Raw genomic sequence first — 8752 nt, forward strand, 5'->3', positions numbered from 1 at the left:
AGGGGCGTGTTGAACCTGGTGATGGGCAAGGGCTCCATCGTCGGCCAGACGATGCTCGACAGCCCCGACATCCAGGCGATCACCTTTACCGGCTCGACCGGCACCGGCAAACGCGTGGCACTGGCCTCGGTCGAGCACAATCGCAAGTACCAGCTGGAGATGGGCGGCAAGAACCCGTTCGTGGTGCTCGACGATGCCGATCTCGGTGTTGCCGTCGAAGCCGCCGTCAACTCCGCCTTCTTCTCCACCGGCCAGCGCTGCACCGCCTCGTCGCGCATCATTGTCACCGACGGCATTCACGACCGCTTCGTGGCGGCGATGGGCGAGCGCATGAAGGGTCTCGTCATCGACGATGCGCTGAAGGCCGGCACCCATATCGGCCCGGTGGTCGACCAGAGCCAGCTCAACCAGGACACCGACTATATCGCCATCGGCAAGCAGGAAGGCGCCAGGCTCGCCTTCGGCGGCGAGCTGCTGCAGCGCGACACGCCCGGCTTCTACCTGCAGCCGGCACTGTTTACCGAGGCGACCAATGCGATGCGCATCTCGCGCGAAGAAATCTTCGGACCGGTCGCGTCGGTGATCCGGGTGAAGGACTATGACGAGGCGCTCAGCGTCGCCAACGACACGCCGTTCGGGCTGTCGTCGGGCATCGCCACCACCAGCCTCAAGCACGCGACGCATTTCAAGCGCCAGGCCGAGGCCGGCATGGTGATGGTCAACCTGCCGACCGCCGGCGTCGATTTCCACGTGCCCTTCGGCGGCCGCAAGGGCTCCTCCCATGGTTCGCGCGAGCAGGGTCGTTATGCCGCCGAATTCTACACCACCGTCAAGACGGCCTACACATCGGCGTAGGTGCAGGACACTCAGGTCGGTTCATTAGAGCCTTTCCAGGAAAAGTGCGAAGCGGTTTTTCGTCAGGAAATGCGTACAAACAAAGAGATAGAGCGTTTCTGCGACTCCGTCCACACTGGAAACGCTCTAGGGTGCGCCAACCGGACCGAACCGAAAACGGGAGGCTCGTTGACGAAAAAGACAGTCAGTCCATGGCTCTGTCGAATGGACCGACTGACACCGTCAAAATAAAAGATGCCGCCACCGGCGAATAACGGCCCGATGGCGCCGCGTCGCAGCAACGACCCAACCAGGCCTGAAAAAGCTGCGCATACTGTTGCGCCGGCCGGGTATGATTAATTTCCGTCCGTGTTTTCCGATTGTTTTGTGGCCGCCTTCAGCACGCCTTGCTGCAAGTCCGCCTCATCGGCAAGAATGGCGGCGGCTTCGTCCAGCAAGACGTCTTTTGCGTTCTTGCGGGCATTCTCAATGGCAATATCAGCACTCAGGCTACGCTCGTTTGCATTGAGGCCATCATCTTCACCAGTATTTTCGCCATCGCTTACTTGCGCACGAGACTTGAGTCGATTTTCTTGAGCAGTCAATTCTCTGCGACGTTCGGCTTCATTGAGGGAGACAACCCCTTTCTCGCGCTGCGCTTTCAACTCCGCAATGTCTTTTAACAGGCGTTGGAAATCCGGATTGCTCTCAACCCGCGCATCATGGCGGCTTTGCAGTGTCGGCAGCAACGTCACTACAGTGTCGGCAGGCGCATAGTTCGCCGGCTTGATTTGCGCCCACGGCAGGGCATTGTCATAGCTGGTCTCGCCAAACCTTGTCGGATCGGAAAGTCCCGGCAAGGTGATATCAGGCGTCACGCCGTGCAGCTGCGTCGTGCCGCCGTTGATCCGGAAAAACTGCGCAATCGTCACTTTCAGCTCACCGAACTCGGGTTTGCTGTTGCGAACCATCTGGTCAAGACTGACGACAGTTTGAACGGTGCCCTTACCGAAACTGGGTTCGCCAACGATCACACCTCGACCGTAGTCTTGGATTGCCGCGGCAAAAATCTCCGAAGCCGACGCCGACCCGCGATTGATCAGGACAGCCACAGGGCCTGTCCAGACAGGCGCGGGAAAATCAGAGCTTCTTATCGCGACCTTACCGTCGCTACCGCGTTGCTGAACGACCGGGCCATTGCCGATGAACAGGCCGGTCAAATCAATCGCCTCCTCCAGTGAACCGCCGCCATTGTTGCGCACGTCAATGAGAACGCTGTCGACTTTTTCTTGCTTCAGTTCGTCGAGGAGCTTTCCGACATCGCGGCTGGCGCTTCTATAGTCCTTGTCTCCTTTGCGCCGGGCTTCAAAATCCTCATAGAATGCCGGCAGAGTAATCACCCCGATTTTACGCGTGGCTTCGCCCACTTTCACAGACAGCACGGCCTTCTGGGCCGCCTGCTTTTCGAGGCTGATTTTATCGCGCACCAGGCTGACGACGCGATGGGTGGCATCCGCTCCGGCATCCGCCGGCAGGATGTCCAAGCGCACGACGGACCCTTTCTTCCCGCGGATCATTTGCACGACTTCATCAAGGCGCGTGCCAACGACTTCTTTTATCGCCCCATCCTTGCCTTGACCCACGCCGGTAATGCGGTCTCCGACCGAGAGCTTGCCGGACAACTGCGCCGGCCCGCCAGGCACGAGCTCACGGATCGTCGTGTAGTCGTCGCGTTCCTGCAGTACCGCACCGATACCGACCAGCGAAAGCTTCATCGCGATATTGAAAGCGTCCGAAGCTGCCGCGCCGAAGTAGTCCGTGTGCGGGTCGACCGACGTTGTGTAGGCGTTCATGAACGACTGGAAAACGTCATCGCTTTTATATTTATAAGCGCGCTCGAGAGCGTTTGCATATCGTTTGTCGAGCGTTTCGCGAATGGCCGCGTCGGTCTTGCCGCCCAGTTTCAGCCGCAACCAGTCGCTTTTTACGCGCTTGCGCCAAAGCTCATTGCTCTCGGCTTCCGACTGCGGCCAAGGCGCTTTATCGCGCAGCACGGAATAGTTTTCCTGCGCACCGAAATCGAAGTCCTGCTTCAACAAGCTGCGCGCGTAGTTCATGCGGTCGACAACGCGCTTCCCATACACGTTGAAGATCGCAAACGGGATCTTCAAGTTCTTCCGTTCGATGGCGTCGTCGATCTCGCTGCGGTCAGACATGAACCTGTCGATATCCGCTTGCAGGAAGAGCACGCGGTCCGGATCAAGTGATTTGATGAACCGATCCATGATCCTGGCCGACAAGGCGTCGTCGAGCGGAACGGGCTTGTAGCCGAAACGCGTGAGAAATTTTGCACTCAGCTGAGCGGCTTGTGCCTGTTGCTTTAGCGGCTCCAAAACAGGCGGTGAGGCGACTTCAGCATATGCGGACTGTACGATTGCAAGAAATGCACCAAGGAAGACGTATGATATGCGCATTCAGCGTTGATCCAGTTCTTAATGCCAAGTGTCGATGCACGATCTAGGTGAAGCAATTATGGTTTTTTGGCAACCGGGTGGATCATGCGCGCATCAAAAGCCCCTTTGGGTCGAGGAGGTTGACGCAAACCTGCGCGCGGCTAGGAGCGCAAGGAGACCGATGCGGGCCGCTACAGCGCCAGGCCGCATGTCGGTGAAGACTTCGTTTCGGAAACGGGACTTCACGCTTTGAAATGAACGGTCACGTAAAATGACTTCCTATTACGGGTCAGTGCGGTCATGTGACTATTGAGGCTTGTCTAAGCCATCGCTCGACGACTAACGGACCAAAGAGCTGAAAGCATGGAAAACCCGGTCGCATTGAATCGCATCGCTGAAAACAACGTCTTTCGTAAAGGTGATGTTTTCGTCCTCTTCGGCGAACTATTCGGTCGCGGATATGCAACTGGCTTGCTCGAAGAAGCCCGGCGGGCTGGAATGGAGATCGTGGGGATCACCGTCGGGCGGCGCGACGAGAACAACGCATTGCGGCCTCTGGACGCCGAGGAACTCTCTGCCGCCGAGGGGCGACTGGGCGGCAGGATCATCAACATACCTCTTATGGCTGGCTTCGATCTCGACGCTCCGGCAGGAGGCCCGACTCCGACTGATCTCCTCGCGACCATGACGCTGGAGAGTTGGGAACATGACACGCTCGACTGGGACTACGTTGAGCAGTGCCGGGACATCGCCACCTCGCGGTTCACGAATTCACTTTCGCAGGTCATGGCCGTTCTTGACGGTATGATTGCCGACGGCCGCAATGTCTTCTTCGCCCATACAATGGCCGGAGGCATCCCAAAAGCGAAGGTATTCCTGGTCGTTGCCAATCGAATCTACAAGGGGCGCGGCCCCCGCCACATGTCGTCGCAATCCCTGGTCGACAGCGATATGGGCAAGCTCATCCTGCAGAATTTCGACGAAGTCTCCGCAATCACCTTTCGACATCTTATCGACTTCAGCACGGCGATCCGGGAGCGCGTAGAGGCATCGGGTGGTCAGGTCCGGTATACCGCCTACGGTTACCATGGAACGGCAGTCCTGATTGACGGGAGTTATCGTTGGCAGACCTACACCAATTACACCCAAGGTTACGCCAAGATGCGGCTCGAATGCATCGCGCAAGAAGCCTGGGCAGCAGGTGTCAAGGCAACCGTCTATAACTGTCCCGAAATCCGCACCAATTCGTCCGACGTATTTACGGGTATCGAGCTTCCCCTGATACCGCTGCTACTCGCCTTGAAGAAAGAGAACGGTGGCCACTGGGCAGAGGACCAATGGCAGGCTTGCGGGCAGCTTCTGGCAGACGGCTTCACGATGAAGGATGTATTCCAAAAAATTACCGATATGCAGGCCAACGAGGTCATGCGTCCGTTTTACGACTTCTCGGCGTGGCCCATGGCAAACAGCCAGGCACAGTCCGATCTGACCATCGGCACATCCAACGAGATCACGCAGATGCATCGGGACAGTAAGGCGATGATCAGCGACCTCCTGAGTGCTCTCGTGGTGGAGGCGACCGGGCAGCTAATTTTTGGCGAGTCCTCAGATCCCTCCGGGCCCATCCAGTGGCTCAACCACGATATCGTGGCGCGCCGGCTTAACGCTTCCCACCGGCAATGGAAGTCTCCCGCGCCGTTGATCGAACAGGGGGCGAAAGACTCTCACCTTGAGTTGGCCTGACAACTTCCCAATGCTTCTCATCGATCTGGAACGTCACGCCGGCGTCGAGTGCGGGCCCAAAGGGCAAAACGAGCGTTACGGGACCGTGTTACCACTAGGCGCGCTGAGTTCGATCGCAAGCACACGCTGGCCATTCTGTTGTGTCTGAACCTGTGACATGGCGCATTGTTTGTCCGTGCCTTGCTGGACGCAAGCGACACGCCAATCCCTGTAATTCTCTACGATCGACCGCATTGTTGTGGCAACGCGCCCAGCTTGCCCTCAGCGCATGGACATCAGCTTGCTCATCAGGCCCGCTTCGACCTCGATGACGGGCTTCCGCGCGATATCAGGCGCATGGCCGACGTCGCGCAATGTGTCGCCGCTCAATTCCGCCATCGCTCGGCGCTGTGCCGTATCGCGCCGCCATGCGTTCAATTTTGCAAGGGTCGAGGCGAGATACTCGTCGAGCGTCTTGCTGAAGCTACGGCTTCCGAACCCCGCACTGGACTGAAAATGTGCCATCTTGGTCTCCCGCTTTAGAATTTCGATGGGACAACATTCGCAGGCCAGCGCTTGACCACCATTCGTCCAGGCGTGAAGAAATCGTCCTTGCCGGCGTCAACGGCGCTAAATTTGCGTTAAAACGCCAGCCGCAAGTGCTATCGTGACTGCGGGCAACAAAGGCTTTCCCATGCGTGTCCGGTTGTTCGGCGGTTTCGATCTCGTATCCCCGCAAGGTCAGGCGGTCCGTTTTTCCACGCGCAAGGCCACCTTGGTCTTCGCGGCGCTTGTGCTGGCTGGCAAGAAGGGTCGAACGCGGGAGGCACTGGCCGAAGCCTTCTGGCCGGATCGCGGCGGGACACAGGCGCGCAATAGTTTGCGTCAGGCGTTAGTGGACATCAGGCGGGTGTTTCCGTCGGGTAATAGATCTGCGATTCTTATCACCAGCGACAACGACAACCTCGTGCTGACCGCGAGCAACGACGATGTCGATGTCTGGCTGTTCGATCAAAAGACCTCGGCAAACGACACCGCGGCTCTCGCCTTTGCTGCTGACCTTTACGTTGGCGATCTGCTCGGCGCCGAACCTGCATCGGACGGGGTGGAATGGTTTGCCCCCTACAGGATGGGCTACCGCCGCGCCGCGCTTGAACTGGTCGAGCGTCTCAGCCTCGCGGCGCCGCGCGGAGGCCTGCTTGAAGAGCTGGCTTGCGAGCGTCTGGCGGAGCGGCTTTTGAAAACCGATCCGTCCGCCGAGGAGGCGCATCGCGCCCTGATCCGAATTTACCTCAATCGCGGCAAGGCGAATGCAGCGCTACGACAATACCTGCTGTGCCAGGAAGTCCTGCGCCGCGATCTGGGCGTGGAGCCGGAGCAAGCCACGCGTGCCTTGCTTTCCAGGCAAATCGATGGAACGCCGGATCAGAACCTTGCCGCGGCGTATTCGCCCGCACCGGCTGTTCCCACACAGGCTTCTATATCTGTGCCCCGCAGGCGTCGTGATCAGCCCTCGATCGTTGTCATGCCCTTCGACAATCTGAGTGGCGAGGATGATGGCTACTTTGTCGACGGGGTCGTTGAGGAGATAACCGCCGCGCTGTCGCGTGTGCGCGATTTCTTCGTGATCGCCCGGCAGTCCGCCTTCGTCTACAAGGGCCGCTTCATCGACGTGCGCGAGGTCGGCGAGGAACTCGGCGTGGCCTATGTCGTGGAGGGCACCGTGCGGCGTGGCGGCAGCCGCTTGCGTATTTCCGTGCAGCTCGTGGATGCACGGTCACGAAACCAACTCTGGTCGGATCGATACGAGGGAGATACGTCGGAACTGTTCGCATTCCAGGACCGCATCGCCGCCCAGGTTGCCGGTGCGCTTCATCCTGCAGTCCGTCTGGCCGAAATCGAGGCGGCCAGGAGTACCCTGCCGGCGGATCTCGACGCCTATGATCTGGTGATGCGGGCCTTTCCCAAATTGTGGGGCCAGAACTCCGAATCCATGAAGGAGGCCGTCGCGATCCTGCGACAAGCGATCGTCCTCGACCCGAACTACGGCCGGGCGCATGCGCTGCTGGCATGGTGCCTTGCCTTGTCAGCACAATATCTCTGGACGGATGATATCGCCGGCACGATCGCCGCAGCGCTGGATGAGGTGGAAAAGGCAACCGGCCTGATCGACAATGATCCGACCGCGCTGACGGCGTGTGGTTCCGCCGCCAGTCTTGCGGGAGATACCGAGAAGGGTCTCACCTTCATTAAGGCCGCCTTGTCGCTCGACCCGAACAACGCTTGGGCCTGGAATCGCTTCGGGTGGGCAGGTATTTATCAGAACGAGCCGGAAGACGCCCGCGCCCGCTTCGAAAGGGCCATGGCACTAAGCCCGCTGGATCCCTTCGCATTCAATATGAGTATGGGCGTGGGTGCGACGCTTTCGCTGGAGGGGCGCTGGAAGGAAGCGGCCGAAATTGCCAAGGATGTTGTCACCCGGCATCCAAACGTGACGTGGGCCTATCGCATGCTGGCGTCTTGGTCGGCCTTGGCCGACGACCTTGCGACGGCCCGCTGGGCGGCGCGCAGGTTCCTCGAACTGCAGCCCGATTTCACGATCGCGCGGCATGCCGCCCTGCCGGTTTCTCGTCGTCTCCCGCATCTGCAGGACGTTATTGCTGGTTTGATCCGTGCCGGCGTTCCCGAGAAATGAACCGGCGCAAACTGTGGTTTGTACCTGCAACCGCAGTACGCGAATCTACTGGAACGAGCGCAACGCAACATTGGTCTGATAGCTTTCAAGGCCGCTGTTCTTTGAAATCGAACCCGGTATTTTCCCTAGCGTTCAGTGTGACGGCCGGGGTTCGATCGCAATCTTCCCGTTTTACGCGAGGTGGCGATTTCGGCGGCAACCAGCTTCTGTAGTCGCCACAAATTGCCGTCGCGGATACCTCGACTCTCGAGATGGATGACCGTATTGCGGAGGTACTCCGCGCACGAACCCCAATGTCCCGCCGCAGTGGCGAGAGTTCGCGCCACATCTTCCAAGCCGAGCTTGCCGGCATAGGCTCCGCCGTTGGGATTGGCGACGAATGCGACTGCAGAAATGGCCTCCTTGCCGCACGTCACACTGATCCAACGGACGGCATTTGTAGTGACCGGCCGCCCGCCGTCCGGTAGCCATTTGACACTCATCTCGCGACGCAGGAGCTTGGACAACTGCTCACGCAGCCCCTCTTCCGGCAGCCGATAGATCACGCCTTTGCAAGAACCGCCGCGATCCAGGGCCATCATCAGGCCGGGACGCTCGGGCGTGCCGCGCCAGCGCAGGAGCTTGAGGCAGAATGCACGATGCCAGCCCGGTGCTGTGGCAACGCGCTCCTCCGCATGCGTCACTTCGGGTTTCCAGATGAGAGAACCATAGGCGAAGAGCCACAATGGGCCGAGTGGCCGTGTCGCCAGCAAGCAGCCAAGAATACTTTCATAGTCCTCTTCGGCGAGTGGAACGGTGCCTGGCTGAACGCCGGGATCGGGCTCGAAACGCTGGACACACGCAACAAGTTCGCTTGTGAGCATCAATCCTCTCATTCTCCAGTCCCCTTAGAGAAGCGCCTCGCACCGGAAGCAAGCGGTGCGGTTCATGCCGCCCCTTGATCTTCGATCGGCCGCACGTTCTGGTTCATGCGGAACAGGTTCTCAGGGTCATACCGCCGCTTGACCTCGACGAGCCGCCGATAGTTGCCGCCATAGGCCGCTTCGAC

At 59.3% G+C, this 8752-nt stretch carries 8 protein-coding genes; 3 read left to right on the forward strand and 5 right to left on the reverse strand.

Annotation, left to right across the window (positions count from 1 at the left end):
• Window positions 1–855, forward strand: an 855-nt coding sequence (locus BC363_RS27600) for an aldehyde dehydrogenase family protein (protein WP_141690456.1), incomplete at its 5' end; no start/stop codon positions are given.
• Between the two features lie 335 nt (window positions 856–1190).
• On the opposite strand, the gene BC363_RS27605 is transcribed toward BC363_RS27600, so the two are convergent.
• Entirely contained in the window at window positions 1191–3308 is a 2118-nt protein-coding gene (locus BC363_RS27605; RefSeq protein ID WP_065786260.1) for a carboxy terminal-processing peptidase, read from the reverse strand.
• A gap of 342 nt (window positions 3309–3650) precedes the next feature.
• Between BC363_RS27605 and BC363_RS27610 the strand changes: the two genes are divergently transcribed.
• Complete coding sequence (locus BC363_RS27610; protein WP_065786259.1) at window positions 3651–5030, forward strand: hypothetical protein; 1380 nt, start codon at window positions 3651–3653, stop codon at window positions 5028–5030.
• 75 nt (window positions 5031–5105) lie between these two features.
• Here BC363_RS27610 and BC363_RS36400 read toward each other — a convergent pair whose 3' ends face one another.
• Window positions 5106–5264 (reverse strand): invasion associated locus B family protein, encoded by a 159-nt coding sequence (locus BC363_RS36400; RefSeq protein ID WP_083223703.1) that lies wholly within the window; start codon window positions 5262–5264, stop codon window positions 5106–5108.
• A gap of 27 nt (window positions 5265–5291) precedes the next feature.
• Entirely contained in the window at window positions 5292–5534 is a 243-nt protein-coding gene (locus BC363_RS27615) for a hypothetical protein (protein ID WP_065786258.1), read from the reverse strand.
• 142 nt (window positions 5535–5676) lie between these two features.
• Here BC363_RS27615 and BC363_RS27620 point away from each other — a divergent pair, with 142 nt between their 5' ends.
• Complete coding sequence (locus BC363_RS27620; RefSeq protein ID WP_083223702.1) at window positions 5677–7704, forward strand: BTAD domain-containing putative transcriptional regulator; 2028 nt, start codon at window positions 5677–5679, stop codon at window positions 7702–7704.
• A 125-nt stretch (window positions 7705–7829) separates the two neighbouring features.
• On the opposite strand, the gene BC363_RS27625 is transcribed toward BC363_RS27620, so the two are convergent.
• Together BC363_RS27625 and BC363_RS33945 are read right to left on the reverse strand one after the other, a co-directional pair.
• Window positions 7830–8567 (reverse strand): gamma-glutamylcyclotransferase, encoded by a 738-nt coding sequence (locus BC363_RS27625; RefSeq protein WP_244519964.1) that lies wholly within the window; start codon window positions 8565–8567, stop codon window positions 7830–7832.
• A 62-nt stretch (window positions 8568–8629) separates the two neighbouring features.
• A partial coding sequence (locus tag BC363_RS33945; RefSeq protein ID WP_141690457.1) for a BBE domain-containing protein occupies window positions 8630–8752 on the reverse strand: 123 nt, incomplete at its 5' end.

The sequence above is a fragment of the Ensifer sp. LC384 genome, assembly GCF_001695865.1.
Classification (GTDB): Bacteria; Pseudomonadota; Alphaproteobacteria; order Rhizobiales; family Rhizobiaceae; genus Ensifer.

Bases quoted from the DNA above. Each gene is read 5' to 3' on its own strand.
- BC363_RS36400 (WP_083223703.1), bottom strand. From the start codon at position 5,264: ATGCGGTCGATCGTAGAGAATTACAGGGATTGGCGTGTCGCTTGCGTC.
- BC363_RS27605 (WP_065786260.1), bottom strand. From the start codon at position 3,308: ATGCGCATATCATACGTCTTCCTTGGTGCATTTCTTGCAATCGTACAG.
- BC363_RS27615 (WP_065786258.1), bottom strand. From the start codon at position 5,534: ATGGCACATTTTCAGTCCAGTGCGGGGTTCGGAAGCCGTAGCTTCAGC.
- BC363_RS27625 (WP_244519964.1), bottom strand. From the start codon at position 8,567: ATGCTCACAAGCGAACTTGTTGCGTGTGTCCAGCGTTTCGAGCCCGAT.
- BC363_RS27610 (WP_065786259.1), top strand. From the start codon at position 3,651: ATGGAAAACCCGGTCGCATTGAATCGCATCGCTGAAAACAACGTCTTT.